This window comes from Acidobacteriota bacterium (genome assembly GCA_016196035.1).
Lineage (GTDB): Bacteria > Acidobacteriota > Blastocatellia > RBC074 > RBC074 > JACPYM01.
In genome coordinates this window covers 40,530-57,389 of sequence record JACPYM010000109.1, presented here as the reverse complement: position 1 = coordinate 57,389, position 16,860 = coordinate 40,530, and the positions used below count along the sequence as shown (strand labels likewise).

Genomic DNA, 16,860 nt, shown 5'->3' with positions numbered 1-16,860 from the left:
GAAGTTTGCGGAACGCTGCACTCTCGCTTCGTTTTCTTCGTTGCTTCGTGGTTTCATCAACAGCATCACAATGAGCACCAAAACAACCTGGGCCAATCGCTTACGCCGCTGGCGTGGTGGCGGCGCTATCGAAGACGACTTGGCGTTGTATCAACCACTCCTCGCCGCCATCAACCAACACGGCGCAAGCCTCGCCAACGCCACTGACGACAAGCTGCGCACACAGGCTGCCGCGTTGAAAGCACGCGCCCAACAAGGCACAACGCTTGACGAATTGCTAATCGAGACCTTCGCCCTGGCTCGTGAAGTCGCACAGCGCTTACTGAACATGCGCCCCTTTGACGTACAAGTGCTCGCCGCCCTCGCCTTGCAGCGCGGCAAACTCGTCGAATTGCAAACCGGCGAAGGCAAAACGCTGGCGGCGGTCTTGCCCGCCTGTTTACAGGCGCTAGGCGGACGCGGCGTGCACGTGTTGACCTTCAACGATTATTTGGCGCGGCGCGATGCGGCGTGGATGGGGCCGGTCTATGAATTCTTCGGCCTGCGCGTCGCCGCCATTCAAGCGGGCATGAGCAATGCTGAACGGCGCGCGGCGTATGCGGCGGATGTGACTTACGCCACGGCCAATGAAGCGGGCTTCGACTTTTTGCGTATGTATCTCTGCCGCACGCCGGAAGAAATTGCACACCGCCCGTTTCATTACGCCATCGTGGACGAAGCCGATTCGCTGCTGATTGACGAAGCGCGCGTGCCGCTGGTCATTGCGGGCGAGAGTCCGGCTTCGGAAACCAGCCCGTATCGTATCGCCGAGGCCGTGCGCGCATTGCAGGCCGATCAAGATTGGGAAACGGATGAAAACAAACGCAACGTCTCGCTGACCGAGCGCGGCGTTGAACGGCTCGAAGCCGCCTTGCAATGCGGCAATCTGCACAGCGCCGACAATGGATTGTTGTTGACCGAAATTCAACAAGCCTTGCACGCGTTTGTGCTGGTGCGGCGCGACATTGATTACATCGTGCGCGACCAGCGCCTCGAACTGGTGGACGAATTCACCGGGCGTGTTGTCGCCAATCGCCGCTGGCCCGACGGCTTACAAGCGGCGCTCGAAGCCAAAGAAGGTTTGCCGATACAACCCGGCGGACGGCTTTACGGTTCGATCACGCTGCAACATTTCCTCGCGCGCTACCCCAAACTCAGCGGCATGACCGCCACCGCGCAACCTGCCGCCGAAGAGTTGGAAATGTTCTACAAACTAAAAGTCGTCCCGATTCCACCCAATCGCCCTTGCCAGCGCATTGATCAGCCCGATCTGATCTTCACGCACAAAGAAGCGAAATATCAGGCGCTGTTTGCTGAAATCCGACACGCCCATCAAACCGGTCGCCCCGTGCTGGTCGGCACTCAAAGCGTAAAGGAATCCGAACTGCTTGCCGCGCGCCTGGCCGCCGCCGCCACCCCTTGCCAAGTGCTCAACGCCAAAAACGACGAAGCCGAAGCCGCCATCATCGCCCGCGCCGGGGCCGCCAGCGCAGTCACCATCTCGACCAACATGGCCGGACGCGGCACCGACATCCGCCTGGGCGGCCCGCACGAAGAAGACCGCGCCCGCGTCGTCGCCGCCGGTGGCCTTTACGTCATCGGCACCAACCGCAACGAGAGCCGCCGCATTGACGATCAATTGCGCGGACGCGCCGGACGCCAAGGCGACCCCGGCACCTCGCGGTTTTTCGTCAGCCTGGAAGACACCTTACTCGTGCGCTTCGGCATTGAGCGGCTGATCCCGCCGAAATTCATGCCTGCGCCCCAGGCCGCACCGCTCGAACACCCAGCCATCCGCGCCGAAGTCGAACGCGTCCAACGCATCGTCGAAGGGCAAAACTTCGAGATTCGCAAAACCCTCTGGCATTACTCCCACCTCGTCGAAGCGCAACGCCGCACCCTGCAAGACTGGCGCATGAACATCCTGACCGGCACGGCTGAATTGCAGCTTTGCGCCGCGCATCTGCCCGAACGTTACGCCGAACTGCTTACCCGCGTCAGCCCCGCGACCTTACAAGAAGCCGAACGCCAGATCACCCTGTACCACCTCGATCAAGCCTGGGCCGTACATCTGGCCCTGGTCAACGACCTGCGTGAATGGGTTCACCTCGTCGGCCTCGGACGCCAAGACCCGCTGGTCGAGTTTCGCAACCACATCACCGACGCCTTCCGCCAACTGCGCGAACAGATCGAAACCCGCATCGTCGAGACGTTTGTGACAGTCGAGATTACGCCAGACGGCATCAACTTGGACGACGCGGGCTTGCGCGGCCCCTCTGCAACGTGGACGTATCTGATCAATGACCGCGCCATGACTGAATTGCAGCAGATGCTGTACGGTTCTTTAGGGATGGGCGGCGTGGCGCTGACGTGGCCGTTATTAGCGGCGTGGTGGTTGTGGCGGCGGTTGAAGAAGGGCAAGGAGTGATTGATAGCCAGCAATAACTCATTTCTCGTTGTTTTCGTGCGTCGCCCCGTACTCACGCGCAAGGTCAGCATCAATCTGTTCGTTGTCGGCTGAGTTGGGATTGCCGCTGTTTGCCGCGCCAATCCAGCGGGCGAAGCGTTCTTCAGCCAAGCGGTTTTCCTCTTCGTTGAGCGGCTTTGGCGCAACATCGTTACTCTCAAGCAACGTGACGATCGCCCGGCTTTTTTTCTTTAGCCGGAGCGGTTCCAGCAAGGTGGCGGTTCCATTCACATCAATTTCAGCTTCGATAGTGGTCAACATATTCAATCTCTCCTCGTGAGGAAAATCCCTGCGTTAAGCGCCGAACCGCAGAGCGTCGAAGTACGCCCATTAGCGGCGTTCCTCAATGATGACTTCCGACAGCGGCTGGCCTTGCACTTGAATCGGTTGGAAATCAGCCGGTAAGGGCGGCACGATGGCGGGCGGTTTGGCAAAGAGTCCTTCCACCCGCATTTGCCGAACGACATCAGTTAAATGTGGGGCCTCAATCTCTTCAATCAAGCGGGCGACAGTTTCAGCCGTAGTCGTCCCCGGCGCCCGCGCCTGTCTTTCCAGCCGTTGGGAAACTTCGTCAGGCAAATCAATTGTGATGAGAATCGTCTTTCCTCCTTACTTCGGACACTGGCGAAAGTGTACGAGGCAAGTTGGCAAAAGGACAAGGGCTACTGAATCCTCGCAGAAACAACCACTCGAAAGCCGCTATAAAAGTTGTGATCGTCAGGTCTGTTACCGCGGCATAGGGTGGAATTAAAGCTCCCTGAACTGACGTACCAAGAACCTCCACACTGCACCCGGTCGGGTTTGCAAGTGCTGCAAGTGCTGGAGCTATATCTGGAATCCTCACACCATTCCCACACATTACCGTACATATCGAAAAGTCCGAACGCATTCGGTCGCTTCTGCCCGACCGGATGTGTTTTGCCGCTAGAGTTGCCGTCATGCCAAGCCACAGCGTTTAGATCGCCAGCGGTTGCACCGGTTGTTCCAGCAGCATACTCCCACTCGTTTTCTGTGGGCAGCCGGTATTCATGTCCAGTCATCTGTGACAACTGCTTGCAAAACTCTTTGGCCTCATTAAATGATACAGAATCAACAGGTAAATCGTCACCAATGAAATGGGCCGGGTTATTGCCCATAACCTCACGCCATTGCTTCTGAGTTATTTCATGCTTACCCATATAAAACGGTTTAGCAGGCTTTTGAATTAAGTTATTGCTACTGCCAGCACCAGGCACAATCAAAACAAATTCAATACCGATAGAGTTGGTAGAATTTTTTAGCGATGCAGCAAATGAGTCCGCAATCCTTACTTTCTCAGCTTCAAGTTTAGCTTCCTCAGTCCTTCTTGTTTCTTCTTCAGCCCTTCTTCTCTCTGCTTCTAGCCTACTAGCCCTCTCTGCTTCAAGCCTATTTCTTTCTTCTTCAATTCTTCTCTGCTCTTTGAGTTTTGCACCATACCCATCACAGTATTTCGGAATCCATACATAGTCACCGACACCGGCCTCACCTTGTTGCTTGTATCCCCGAAGACGAATCCGTCTATCGCCGGAACAAGAAGTTGCTCCCAATATTTCGCATTCATTTCTGGGAAAAAGAAAGATGGGGCAACGACCTGCATATACAGTCGTTATCTGCACTTTATATCTTTCAGGTGTAATTTCCTCAATGATGCCGCAAAACTCACCCTCGTCACCCCAAACATCAATACAAATTTTGTCTCCGACGGAGTGCTTATCTTGCGGCTTGCTCTGAGCAGGAGGAGGCGATGATGGCGGGGTTGCAGGGCGAGGTTTGCGGCGTTGTTGCGCGATCACGGTTGTCACGGCTATCAGGCACGCGCTCAACAACAGACCGATGAGGATCAAGCGCTTTTTGCTGGTCATTTCGGTTTCTCCTGGGCACCAAGGTTTTGAGAGTTCGCCACCGTGAATGGCTGGTGGCTGTGAGCCGAAATAATGTGCGAACGTCTTCATTTCAGCAAGGGCCAACAGCCGCCACGGGCAACCGGCTCGGCACTTTTAGCGCAATCTGCGGATGCCCTTATTCCCGGTTTACGCCTTCCGGCTAACGTGCTTGCACAGGCAACCATTCCCACCGCTCCCCAAAAAAGTTCGCCGCCGCAACCCGTCCTGGCAAACGTGGGTCGGGTGGGACGCTGACATCCACCACCGCCCAATCGGGCAAGCGTGGGACTTGGCGGGCGTTGGTCAGGTAGTCGGCTTCGCGGAAGGTGAAGCCGCTGTTGAGCACGACGTAACGTTGTGGGTTGAGCGGATTGGGATAGATCAAGATTGGCGCGTGTTGATTGGCGGGGAAGCTTTGGTCGCCGATTTTGAGGGTTTGCGCGTCCCAGCGGATGGGCAGTTTGTCGAGAATGCGGGCGAGCAGTTTGTTGTTGGCGGGATCGCCCCAGAGGATCAGGTTGCTGTGGGCAATGTCGGTGTCGGTGATGGTGGTGTCGTCTTTGATGCGCGCTTCGCCGCGAAACATGCCGCGCCATTGGGTGAGCGCGTGCTGCAATTCGTTGTGCGCCCATGCGCCGATGCGTTCGTGCTGGGGTTTGCCGGTCGGGCGTACCATCACGAAGCTGCTCAGAAAGGCGTCGTCTATCGGGCCTTGCAAGCCGTGGCGTTTGGCCAGTCCTTCTTCCGGCTTATCAATTGGCAGCCACTTGCCGTTGCGTTTGCTGAAATGCGCTGTCCATGAATGGTCGGACATAACTGGCGCGGCTTCGAGCCGTTGTTCGTCCAGCACAACAGTGGGTTTGCGGGCGAGGTCGAGCGGGCAGAGGCCGGGCGGCATTGTCAGCGTTAGGGCAGTGACGTTTTGCGTTTTGACCTGCACGGTGGTGGCGTCTTTGATTTCGGCTTCGACGCGGGCTTGTTCCCAATGTTGAGCAAGGGCATCCACCGTCACCCAGCGCATTTGGTTGTAACGCAGCGTCCACGTGGTGAATTTGATCGTGCGCGGCAGCGGGTCGCGGCCACGCGCGACGATGCTGTCAATGCGGCGGTCGAGTTCGAGCTTGGTGTCGGGGTGATATTTGTGTTCGGTTTGTGGGCCGATCAGATGCGTGAGTTCGAGACCTTCGCGTTTGAGTTCGCGCGCCATCACGTCGGCGGCTTGCTTCTGTTTATCAATCTCGCCGCTGTAGGCCACCGTTGCCGTGTTGTACAGGTTCAGCGCGTAATCAGTCGCGTTGTACCAATGCCAAAGCTTTTGCTAATACCACGGCCAGTCGGCGGGATTTGCTTTCGCATATTCGGCGTCTCGGCGAAACCTGCGCCGGGCGCGACGGCGGCCCAGAGTCCGGCGTAATGCGCGCCGATATGCCAGGTCGCCGCGCCGCCCATCGAAAAGCCGCGCACGCTGATGCGGTTTTCGTCAATCGGGTAATGCTGGCGGACGGCAGCCAACGCTTCGAATAAATCTATCTCACCCGCGAATTTGTTGGCGTTGCAATAGCGCCCGTAAAGATGCAACACGAAGGCGTTGGGCGGAGCGAATTGGCCTACATTCTTTTGCCGGTCGGCAATGAAGTTGAGTTCGGTCAGATTCTCGCCGCGTCCGTGAAACCAGGCGTCCAGTCGGAACTGATGCGGCGTCGGTGGTTGATAAGACGCGGGGATGACCAAGCCGTAAGGCTGCACGCTGCCGTCAATGTCTGAAACGTAACCGCGCACGACCAAGCCCGTTTGCGTCGTCCATTCGGGTTTGCCCGCGCGCAAGGCTTGGGCGCGCGCCATGCCTTGTTGCAATTGCGTCTTGGCGAGTTTGATCTCTTCGGGTTTGTAGAATTCGTTGTACGTCAGCGCGTAACGTGCCGCGTTGTGATAAATCTGTACGTCGGGCAGCAGTTCCAATAGCGCGGGTTTGCTTTTCAGTTCAACACGCAGTGCTTCAATCTCTTGGCCCAAGGCGGCGATGGATGTTTCCAATTCAACGCGGTCAGCGGCGGGCACGGCGATGCCGGGCGGTGGGATGGGGCGGACTTGCTCGGTGTTGTTTTGTTGGGCGGTGACGGCAAAGGCTGACAGGCCAAGCAGGCATAAAAAGAGAGCGAGACGGATGCGCATAAGGATTTCTCCATTTGAAAGCGATAAACAACGAGGGGGATAGCGGGATAAAACAGTACGGAGAGCGTGAGCGACCTGAGCCTTGGCGTAAAGCTTGCTGGCAGCCAATGACACAATGGCCGAGGATCAGGTCGCTCACGCTCTCCGTACTGTTTTGCGCTGCACCAAAATGAGCGCGACACCGGCGATGATCGCGGCGCTGCCCAAGAGGACGCGCCACGACAATTCTTCGTGTAAGGTCGCCCAGCCCAACAGCAATGCCAGCACGGGCGTGACGAGGGAAATCAATAAGACCTTGGTGATTTCCATTTGCTGCACCAACCAGTAAAACAACAAAAAGGCGAGCGCCGAACCAATCAACGATAGATACAACAGCGAGCCAAGGGCCGCGCGCGTCCATTGGATATTGAGCGGATTGCCTTCGAGCAACCAGCCTGCCGCCAATAAGGGCACGATGCCGCAACTGGTTTGCGAAGCGGCCAGCACTTCGGGCGCGAGATGTTGAAAGTGTTTTTTGACCAGCACGCCTGAAAAGGATGCTGTGAGCGTGCTGCAAAATAGCGCCAGGCTGCCGGCCAGCGCCGCGCCGCCCGTGAAGCTGAGTTGGTTATAAAAGATCAACGCCGTGCCCGCCAGCCCCAGCGCGACGCCGCCGAGTTTGCGCGGCGTAATCGGCTCGCCCGGCAATAACCAGTGGGCAAAGAACATCGCAAAGGCTGGAATCATGGCTTGCAACACTGCCGCCAAGCCTGACGAGATGCGCGTCTCACCCCAAAAGACCAAACCGTAATTCACCGCAAAGGTGAGCGTGCCGGTGAACACCAACATCGCCCAATCGCTGCGTTTGGGCAACGCGCGGCGTTTCAGCAAAGCGATGCCCCAGAGCAATGAGCCGGCGATCAAAAAGCGCAAGCCGGCATAGGTGAACGGCGGCAGGTCGTGCAGGCCGATCTTGATGAACAACCACGTCGAGCCCCAGATTGCGCCCAGCAAGAGCCAGACGAGGTAAGCCTGATTCATAGCCGAAGTCTCAGCAGCGAGCGGATTATTTTTGCGACAACAGATACAGCCCCAACAAACAGCACACGACGCCGACTGCATTGCGCCAGGAAAGTTGCTCTTTGAACAGCAACACCCCGATGGGTAACAGGATCAAGGCGACTGAGATATTCGTCAATACCGAGGCAGTGCTGATGTTCCAACCGGCACGATAGGCCAAGAGAAAACCGATTTCGATGACGACCGCGCCAATCCCGATCAAGGCGACTGCCCCATTCGCCGCGCGCAACGATGCCAGCAACGATGCCAGCAAGGGGCGCTCTTGCGGCAAAGTCACCAACGCCAGCACGCAACACAGACTGCCAACCGCATACGCCAGCAAAATTGCGGCGAACGGGCTGACGCTGCGCGGCACCGACTTCTGGCCGAGGTGATAGAGCACACCGCCGGTAATCGCGAGCAAGAGCGGGAAGACGCTTTTCATAAGTCATTCTCGGAAGGAGGGATCAACCACGGGGACACGGGGAACCCTGGGCAATCCGAATGGGAATAGCAGATAGACGTGCGCCCATACCAGCGATTTCAAAGGCTCTCCTGTGCGCCCTGTGTCCCCGTGGTTAGTTCGTCGCCGATTGCTATAGCAAACGCATCATCCACCAATCGGTTTGCGGGTCGTCGCCCATTTGAAAGAGGTGTTCGCCGACGCGCTCGAAACCCCACTTGCGATAAAACGCTTGCGCGCGCGGATTGTGCTCCCACACGCCCAGAAACATGGCGCGATGACCGGCCTGGCGCGCCAAGGCAAAACAATATTGCAACAACGCCGGGCCAATGCCCGCGCCCAAGACGGTTTGATCAATGTAGATGCGTGACAATTCAATTGCACTGGGTTCGGTGACGCATTCCGGCACGGCGCTATGAATCAGCTTAGCGTAACCGACTACGCTGCCCGCCAGTTCGGCGAGCAGAAAAGTGCTGTCAGGATCGGCCAACTCTTGCTGGAATTGTTCGAGGGTGAAGGCAGTGGACATATACGCCTGCATATTTGCGGGCGTATTGGTGGCCGCAAATGCGTCATAAAAAGTGCGCGTGGCCACGGCGAGCAGCGTTTCCACATCCGCAGCGACCGCTGGTCTGATGAGCAATTCGTTGGGTTCGTTCATACGGCGCGAGAGGATAACACAGGCGTTTTAGGTCGGCTAGACGGGCTCGTGGAAGCGTTCCATCCAGCGGTCGGGTTGCGCGAGCGGCGTAAAACCGGCTTGTTGATAGAGTCCGTGCGCGTCGCGTGTCGCCAGCAACCAACGACGCAAGCCTTGCAATTCCGGGTGTGCGACGATGGTGGCGAGCAGCCATTTGCCCAGGCCACGCCCGCGTTCTGCTTCCAGCACGAAGACATCGGCCAGATAGGCGAAGGTTGCGTAATCGGTAACGACGCGGGCAAAGCCGATTTGTTGCGCTTGCCGGTAAAGGCCGAACGCGAGCGAATGCGCGATGCAACGCTCGACCGCCGCGCGCGTGCGCCCTTTGGCCCAATACGCGTGTGTGCTGAGAAAGTCGTAGATCAGATTTACATCCAAGCGCGCAGCATCAGTGCTGACGGTGTATGCGCCACGTTGCCATTCGTTTTGCATGGTGCTTGTGCGTAAGAATGCGGGTATCGTCCAGGCGAGTACTGAGAGCCAAGGGTCGGTTATCCCTCGTATAAACGGCGCTTGGCTGATTGGCAATCAACTTCTTCCAACTCATGCGCTTCACAGGTATGAAATGAGATGACAACCATCGCGCTTTCTTCCGGGAAGAATTCGTGTGGCAAGCCCGCGCCTATTACATGCCAACTCTCATCCAGTGAAAAATCCGGCGACCCAAACGGAATCATCCTTTTCGTAACTCCTGCCACCTTCGATTTCCCCATTCCTTCGAGCATCACCATGTGTTGGACGCTATTCGGATGATAATGACACCCTGAGCCGACATCCGGTTTTAGTACAAAGATCCAGCCTGATTTGATGTGTTCGGGTAACACGCCTCGTAGCGAGGTTAAGTTTAGCGATGACCAAACGAAGGCCTCCTGAGCCTGGTTGAGGCTTTCTTTCAATCCTCGAATCACTCCTAACACATCATCCCGTTGCCGAAGAAGTCCAACGGTGTCGTGCAATTTTTTAAGATGATCAAGATTCATTTTGCGGTTTCTTGTTTGGCTTTCATTTAGAGCGGTTTGCAATTGCGTTTACGGGAGCGCGTTGTGCCGGGACAGTACCGCGCGCGTAAGCAAGCGGCGCCTGGGCGACTCAGCCAATGGCGTAAGCTTGACGCGCCGCTTGCTCACGCGCGCGGTACTGTCCCGCTGCGCGACTTTTCCCATACACCGATGTGAAAACCGATCTAATTCCTACCGATTGCCGACCGTAAAACTCTTTAGAAATAAGCCTTCTGCTGCAAACGGGCAATTCGCTCCACAACTCAACTCAACAGGCTGCCGCGCACCACTGTGACAGCCTGTCCGCCCAACACGACACGGTCGCCAGCCAGGTTGACGCGCACGTAACCGCCGCGCGCCGAAGCCTGATAGCCCAACAGTTCATGGCGGCGCAGCTTGTTCACCCAATACGGCGTCAGCGCGCAATGCGCCGAACCGGTCACGGGGTCTTCGTCAATGCCGGCCCAGGTGGCGAAATAGCGCGAGACGAAATCTACGCCCGGCATTTCGGCTTGGGCGGTGACGATCAAGCCTTTGCTCACCTGTTGGCGCATCAAGTTGAAATCGGGTTGCAGGGCACGGACTTCGGCTTCGCCGCCCAGTTCGACCAGGTAGTTCTTTTCTAAATCGCGTTGGTCGCGTACCAGCCAAACGCTGTGCGGCGTCGCGCGCAACGCTTCCGCCACGCCGGGCGGCGCGGCGATTTCTTCCAGCCGCATCGCCGGGAAATCCATCTCGATGCCTTGCGCCGTTTGGCGGGCGCTCAACCAGCCGCTCAGCGTGTGAAAGCGCGCTTCGGCATTTGCCGCCAGACGGCCCGTTTCCCACAGCGTATGCGCGCTGGCGAGCGTGGCGTGCCCGCACAACGGCACTTCGATGGCGGGCGTGAACCAGCGCAGCTCGAAGCCGTCGCCAGCTTCACGCGGGACGAGAAAGGCCGTCTCTGACAAGTTCATCTCAGCGGCGACTTGCTGCATCCATTCCACCGGTTGCGCGGTGTCGAGCGGACACACCGCCGCCGGATTGCCTTTGAACGCTTCGCTCGTAAAAGCGTCCACAATATAAATCGGTCTTTCCACTTGGTTCCTCACTTTTTAACGGGTTTCATTTCCCACAGGACATTGACGATCACCCAGCGCCCATCGAATTTTGAGACGTGCAGATAATCAATCCAGTCCGCCGCGACAATTTTGACGCTGGCAGAGTTCTCGTACAGGTCGAGGATGGTCACATCCTTTTGCTGCTTCTCCTTTGGGGTGGGCTTGTCCTTGCGCATCTGCGTGACCTGCACCAGCCGTGCGGCAGTCATGTTCTCAAGCCGGTTTTTGCCGCTGCTTGGATCGGCGCGGACAATGCGCTTGGCCAAATCGGGATGCAGGCTGCGCTCCATGCGCTCGGCATTCCCGTCATAGTAGCCTTCGATGTAATCGAGCGCCGTTTGCTTGATCGCCTCGCGGTCAGCGGTGGTTTGGGCGCGCGTTTCGACGGCGGTGAGCGCCAGCAGGAAAGCGAAGCCCAGCAGGCAATGTTGAATGCTCTTTTGCATACCGATTCTCCTTATCGAATTTAGATTCCGAACTCTCGTTCGCTGCGTTATGACAACATCTGCGCGACGATGCGCGCCACATGGATGTTGGTCGTATCTAAAAACGGCAGCCCTTCATGCGCCGCCTCAGTCAAGATCAAAGGCAATTCCGTCCCGCCCAGAATCAATGCTTCGATGCCTTGCTGTGCGCGTAGCCTGTCCGCAATCGCCAACAACCCCGCGCGCGTTTCCGGCAAGAGCACTGCCTGGGCCAATTCGCCCAGATATTTTTCGTGGATGTAGGCTTGCTCAGCGGCATCAGGCAAGACGATGTCAATTCCCGCGCGGCCAAAAATCTCTTGGTAAAAGCCGCCTTGCATGGTGAAGCGCGTGCCGAACAAACCCACGCGTTGCAAGCCCAGCCGCTGCGCCACGTCACGCGTCGCCTCCACAATGCTGAGCAAGGGCAGCGGGGAAACGCGCTGTAATTCGTCAAAGACCAAATGCGGCGTATTGGACGCCAGCACGGCGAAATCAGCGCCCGCGCGCGCCAGCTTGTGCAACTCGTCCACCAGATAGGCGACTAACTCCGCGCGTTGATTCGCGCCCACCAACTCCAACAGGTTTTTCAGATTGATGCTGTTGAGCAGCAGCGCGGGATAATTGCCGTCCGGTTGCTGTGCGCGATAGGCAGCAATGATCGCGCGGTAATACGCGATGGTGGATTCCGGCGCGATGCCGCCGATGATGCCGACCGTTTTCATGCGATTCCTCCCGCTGCCCTCACACACTTGAGCATCGCTTCGGCGGAACGATCAATATCGTTTTCCGTCGTTGACCAATTCGAGACGGCGATCCGCATGGCGTGCAGGCCATGCCAGGTGGTGCCGCCCGCCCAGCAGGTTCCGTCTGCCTGAATGCGTTGAATTACCGCTGCGGTAAAGGCATCGGCATCGCCGCCCGCGTTTGGCAAGAAACGCACCAGCACTTGGTTGAGCACGACATCGTTGAGGATTTGCACGCTTGAGTCTTGCGCCAGGCGCTCGGCCATGCGGCGCGCCAAACGGCAGCAGCGGTCAACCAATTCGGCCACGCCATTCCGGCCCAGCGCCCGCAACGCTGCATAAATCGCAAAGCCGCGCGCGCGCCGCGAAGCCTCCGGCACGAAATTGTGATTGTCACGCGCGACCTCTGTGCTCAGGGCGTAATAAGGCGCGCTCAGGGTCATCGCTTCGTGATGCGCCGCGCGGTCGCGGACAAACACCAGCCCGGAATCGTAAGGGACATTCAACCACTTGTGGCAATCCACGCTGAGCGAGTCAGCCAATTCGATCCCTTCGGTCAGATGACGCAGGCCCGGCGCGGCTGCCGCCCACAACCCGAACGCGCCATCCACGTGCAGCCAGCCTTTACGCGCGCGCACCAGCGGGACGATTTCGGGCAACGGATCAAACGCGCCCGGGTTGACGTTGCCGGCCTGCGCGCAAACCAAAACAGGCGTCGTGACTTGCGCCAGCACTGCCGCGAGTTCCGCCGGACGCATCCGTCCTTGTTCATCCGTCACCACCCGCGACACACGTTCGCGGCCCAGCCCGAGCATCTGTAAGGCGGCAAAGATCGAGACGTGCGATTCAGCGCTGGTCACGACGGTGATGCTCGGCGCGCCAAACAATCCTTGCTCTTCGACATGCCAGCCTGCGTCACGCAACAGCGCGTGCCGCGCCGCCGCCAATGCGGTGAAATTCGCCATCGTGCCGCCGGTGGTAAAACCCAGGCTCATTTCAGGCGACAAGCCGAACAAGTCAACCAGCCAAGTGCGCACGACCTCTTCGACAACCGCTGCCGCAGGTGAAAGCACATACGAGAACGCATTCTGATCCCACGCCGCCGCAAGCCACTCCGCCGCCAGGCTGGCGGGATGTGCTCCGCCAATGACGAAGCCGAAATAACGCGGCCCGGGCGTCGCAACCAACCCCGGAGTCGCCGCCGCCGCGAACTGTTCAATCACCGCGCGCGCATCTGCGCCCTCAGCGGGCAATGCGCCGCCCAGTGCTTCCAACAGTTCGGCATAACTGACGGGGCGTCCGACGGGGCGTTCCGGCAACGTCGCCAGATAATCGAGCGCAAGTTCCGTCGTCCGTTTCAGCAAATCTTGATAGTCCATCGTTGACTCTTGTTCCCTGATGCTTCTGATCTCACCCTTTGCGTCATTGGCTTTACATTAAGAATCGAAGGCGTTGTTCAGAGTTCACGCTTCAGCGTGTCTGAAGCGTGACAGACACGCTGAAGCGTGAACTCTGAACTTTAGGCGGCATTGGACCTTGAGACCGGGGCGTACAGCTTGCCTAGTTGTTCCGCGTCGGCAAAGCGCAAGCCCTCACCGACCGGCTGAATGGATTTCAAGACCAACTCTTTCCATGCGCGGCTGGCCTTCGCTTCGATCACCCAACCGACGAGATATTGCGCGGCCAGGCAGCCGCCCGCCGTGGCGACGTTGCCGTGTTGCACAAACGGCTTTTCTTCGACCGTCACGCCAAAGCGTTCCAACGCTTGTTTGGAAGTCGGATAGGTCGTCGCCGTTTGACCGGCCAGCAAGCCCAGCGCGGCCAGCAACAATGAACCCGAACAGATGGAACCGATCATCTGCCGCTGCGGATCAAGCTGAAAGCGCGCGCACCATTCCGAGTCGTTCATCTTGGCGCGCGTGCCTTGACCGCTGACGAACAAGACCACGTCCGCCGTATTGGCGGCTTCAATCCGTTCGTGCGTTTGCACGGTCATGCCGGTGGTGGAAATGTGCTCTGGCCGCTCGCCCACGATGCTGACCTGCCAAGCGGGCAGCCGCACGCGGTTGAATAAGTCCCACATCAAAAACAAATCCAGGTCGGTGAATTGATCGAAGATCACCAGCGCGATTTTCATAAGCCTGTCTCTTCCTTGTTAGCTCTCTTTGGCGAATTCTTTTGTCAGATAAATCATCTGCCCGATGTGATGAAACAGGTGCGCCGAACAGCGCGCAACAATGCTGAACCGATTTGGGCACATCGCCGCGCCGACGGCTTCGTATGCCTGTGACCACGATGCAGCGGTTTGCGCGGCCAACGTGCGCACGACCATGTCAATGGTCTCGTCAAAGCGGCGCAGGGCTTCGGCCTTCGACAGCGGCTGGCTGTCGGTGAATTCGCGGTCACGGTCGCGCACATAACCGGTGCCCGCGATTTGCGCGCCGATGTAGTAGCTCAAATTGCCGGTCAGATGCAGCACCAGATGTCCGAAGCTGTTGCCATACGGATACGGCTTGCGCCAAAACTGTTCTTCACTCAATGGCTCGGCCAGTGTGTGAACGCGCTTGGCAAACTCCTGAAACGAAGCGCTAAAGCCAGTTGCAACGGTGTTGGATAGATCGCTCATAGTGTTACCTGTTTGTATCGTACAGCAGGCTGCCAGCCTGCTGTTGCGTGATGAGTGACGTAATGGATGTGATGTTGCTGTATGCGCTAGGCAACAGCAGGCTGGCAGCCTGCTGTACAACGCTGCTTCACACCAGCGCCTTGCGCGCCATTAAACTTTTAGTCGTGTGTGCCGGTGACATAGTTTTTAACTGGACTTCAATCAGCTTGCCTAAACGTTTAACGCCTTCTTCGATTTGAGCCGCCGTCACCATTGTGAAGGACAGCCGCAGCGTGTTGGTGCGCGCGCCACACGCATAAAAGCGTGTGCCCGGTGTGAAATAGATGTTTTGCAATTGCGCCTGGGCCAGCAGCATTTCGGCATTGACGCCTTCGGGCAGGCGCACCCATACGGCCAGCCCGCCTTCTGGTTGCGTCCAGGTGGAATCGGTTGGCAGGTGTTTGCCCAAAGACGTCAGCAATGCATCGCGCCGTTGCACATAATTGCGGCGGCACCGTTGCAAGTGTTTGTTCAATAACCCCTGTCGCGCGAAATCAGCCAGCGCCGCTTGGGACAAAAGGTTGCCGTGCATATCGGTGCGTTGTCGCAGGGACTGCAAATGCTCGATCAACAGCCGGGGCGCGACGACCCAACCCACACGCAAGCCTGGGAACGAGACTTTCGAGAAACTGTTGAGATAAATCACTACGCCGTATTGATCGAGCGCCTTTAACGAGGGCAGCGCCGCGCCCTCGTACCGCAGGTCGCGGTAAATTTCATCTTCGACAAGCGGCACGCGGTATTGCGCCGCCAGTTCCAGCAAACGCCGCCGCGCCGCCAAATCCATCGTTACACCGGTCGGGTTGTGAAAGGTCGGCACCACATAAATCAGCTTCGGCCTGCGCCGTTGCAAGACTTCTTCCAGCGCGTTGAGGTTCAGCCCTTGCGCGTCAACCGGCACACCAATGCACTTGTACTGCGGCTGGCAAAACAGGCTGAGCGCGCCGGGATAGGTCGGATTCTCGACGATGACCTCATCGCCCGGTTGCAACAGCGTTTGCCGCAACAAATCCAGCGCCTGCTGACAACCGCTGGTCAGCAACATTTCATCCGGTTCCGCGCGGATGCCCACCAGCGCCATTTGCTGTTGCAGATATTGCTGCAAAGCTTCGTAGCCGCCGCTCGCGCCGTATTGCAACAGCGCGCGCCCGTCGCGGCGCAACACACGTTCGACCGAGCGGCGGAATTCGTCCAGCGGGAACAATTCGGCGGCGGGCAGCGCGTGGGTGAAGACCAGGCTGTCTTTGCGGCGCAACGCTTCGCGGCTCGCCAGAAATTCGTTCACCTTGAGTTCCGGCAAGACGGCTTCCCAATTAAGCGGGGCCAGGCGTGGTGGCGCTGGCGCAACGGTTTCCGGCTGCGCGCGCAAGGACGTGATGGGGACAGCCGCCACGTATGTCCCGCTGCCCACGCGCGCGGCAATCAAACCGTCCGCCAGCAATTCGTCATAAGCCGTCGCCACAGTGCTGCGATTGACGCCGAGCGTTTGCGCCAGTTCGCGGTTGGGCGGCAAGCGGTCGCCAATGTTGAGCGCGCCGTGCCGTATCATCTGGCGCATCTGCGCCGCGATCTGCGTATACAGCGGCGTATGGCTCTGCCGGTCGAGTTCGAAAATCATCGTTCGCATCCTTTCTACAATTGGCCCAGTAGTGCGTGCCATTTTAGTCAACAAGTTGAGAACGTAAACAGCCAATTGCGGGCCAATTTCAGCCAGCCAATTTGGGTGCCCCTGGGTACGCAGCGCTTCCAGCGTGCAGACGTGGCAGAAGACGCGATCCTTGTCATTACCCACATTTTTCCAGTTTCCTGGTCTTTGATTTCAGGGACGGCTCCTGCTCTTCGCCCCAGCGGGGCGGGGTGTTTATAGCATTCAGGCCAAAATCACCCCCAAGCTCCAGCGGAGCGACATCTGTCAAATGTCGCTCCTCTGGAGCTTGGGAAACAACGAACCGCCCGAGCTATAAATATCCGGCTCCTACGGAGCCAAGAGAGGCGCCACTTTTCTCAAAGAAACCTCGAAAATTCTGGCTTCGAGCCAAATCAAAAAATGTGGGTAATGACAAGGACGCGATCATACCGGAGGGTTTTCCCCTGGCATCAGCCC

16 protein-coding genes and 1 pseudogene are annotated in these 16,860 nt (G+C 58.0%); 1 reads left to right on the top strand and 16 read right to left on the bottom strand.

All coding sequences use genetic code 11. The features are described from left to right. Positions 1-70: 70 nt before the first annotated feature. Positions 71-2,467, top strand: a complete 2,397-nt coding sequence (secA2, locus tag HY011_31050; GenBank protein ID MBI3427387.1) for an accessory Sec system translocase SecA2 — start codon at positions 71-73, stop codon at positions 2,465-2,467. Between the two features lie 18 nt (positions 2,468-2,485). Here the strand turns inward: secA2 and HY011_31045 are convergent, their stop codons facing one another. The 16 genes and pseudogenes from HY011_31045 to HY011_30970 form a co-directional block, all read right to left on the bottom strand. Then, on the bottom strand, positions 2,486-2,767 hold the full coding sequence (locus HY011_31045) for a hypothetical protein (GenBank protein MBI3427386.1): 282 nt from the start codon (positions 2,765-2,767) through the stop codon (positions 2,486-2,488). A 69-nt stretch (positions 2,768-2,836) separates the two neighbouring features. Beyond that, complete coding sequence (locus tag HY011_31040) at positions 2,837-3,085, bottom strand: hypothetical protein (GenBank protein ID MBI3427385.1); 249 nt, start codon at positions 3,083-3,085, stop codon at positions 2,837-2,839. Between the two features lie 83 nt (positions 3,086-3,168). Further along, positions 3,169-4,479 carry a formylglycine-generating enzyme family protein gene (locus HY011_31035; GenBank protein ID MBI3427384.1) on the bottom strand — a complete coding sequence of 437 codons (1,311 nt, stop codon included), beginning with the start codon at positions 4,477-4,479 and terminating at the stop codon, positions 3,169-3,171. Between the two features lie 91 nt (positions 4,480-4,570). Then, a pseudogene (locus HY011_31030) lies at positions 4,571-6,588 on the bottom strand (prolyl oligopeptidase family serine peptidase). 129 nt (positions 6,589-6,717) lie between these two features. Next, positions 6,718-7,602 carry an EamA family transporter gene (locus tag HY011_31025; protein ID MBI3427383.1) on the bottom strand — a complete coding sequence of 295 codons (885 nt, stop codon included), beginning with the start codon at positions 7,600-7,602 and terminating at the stop codon, positions 6,718-6,720. Positions 7,603-7,627: 25 nt separating this feature from the next. Next, positions 7,628-8,065 (bottom strand): EamA family transporter, encoded by a 438-nt coding sequence (locus HY011_31020; GenBank protein MBI3427382.1) that lies wholly within the window; start codon positions 8,063-8,065, stop codon positions 7,628-7,630. 151 nt (positions 8,066-8,216) lie between these two features. Further along, positions 8,217-8,744, bottom strand: a complete 528-nt coding sequence (locus tag HY011_31015; protein ID MBI3427381.1) for a GNAT family N-acetyltransferase — start codon at positions 8,742-8,744, stop codon at positions 8,217-8,219. 36 nt (positions 8,745-8,780) lie between these two features. After that, entirely contained in the window at positions 8,781-9,215 is a 435-nt protein-coding gene (locus HY011_31010) for a GNAT family N-acetyltransferase (GenBank protein MBI3427380.1), read from the bottom strand. A 59-nt stretch (positions 9,216-9,274) separates the two neighbouring features. Next, positions 9,275-9,763: a hypothetical protein gene (locus HY011_31005; protein MBI3427379.1), complete on the bottom strand. Its 489-nt coding sequence runs from the start codon at positions 9,761-9,763 to the stop codon at positions 9,275-9,277. A 281-nt stretch (positions 9,764-10,044) separates the two neighbouring features. Continuing rightward, positions 10,045-10,860 carry a PhzF family phenazine biosynthesis protein gene (locus tag HY011_31000; GenBank protein ID MBI3427378.1) on the bottom strand — a complete coding sequence of 272 codons (816 nt, stop codon included), beginning with the start codon at positions 10,858-10,860 and terminating at the stop codon, positions 10,045-10,047. A gap of 8 nt (positions 10,861-10,868) precedes the next feature. Next, entirely contained in the window at positions 10,869-11,327 is a 459-nt protein-coding gene (locus HY011_30995) for a nuclear transport factor 2 family protein (GenBank protein ID MBI3427377.1), read from the bottom strand. A gap of 47 nt (positions 11,328-11,374) precedes the next feature. After that, positions 11,375-12,070, bottom strand: coding sequence for an amino acid racemase (locus HY011_30990; GenBank protein MBI3427376.1), 696 nt, complete (start codon positions 12,068-12,070; stop codon positions 11,375-11,377). Further along, positions 12,067-13,470 (bottom strand): aspartate aminotransferase family protein, encoded by a 1,404-nt coding sequence (locus tag HY011_30985; protein ID MBI3427375.1) that lies wholly within the window; start codon positions 13,468-13,470, stop codon positions 12,067-12,069. The genes HY011_30990 and HY011_30985 overlap by 4 nt, the downstream gene beginning before the upstream one ends. 140 nt (positions 13,471-13,610) lie before the next feature. Beyond that, entirely contained in the window at positions 13,611-14,228 is a 618-nt protein-coding gene (locus tag HY011_30980; protein ID MBI3427374.1) for a DJ-1/PfpI family protein, read from the bottom strand. Positions 14,229-14,246: 18 nt separating this feature from the next. Then, on the bottom strand, positions 14,247-14,717 hold the full coding sequence (locus HY011_30975) for a DinB family protein (GenBank protein ID MBI3427373.1): 471 nt from the start codon (positions 14,715-14,717) through the stop codon (positions 14,247-14,249). Between the two features lie 127 nt (positions 14,718-14,844). Continuing rightward, positions 14,845-16,374, bottom strand: coding sequence for a PLP-dependent aminotransferase family protein (locus HY011_30970; GenBank protein MBI3427372.1), 1,530 nt, complete (start codon positions 16,372-16,374; stop codon positions 14,845-14,847). Between the last annotated feature and the right edge of the window lie 486 nt (positions 16,375-16,860).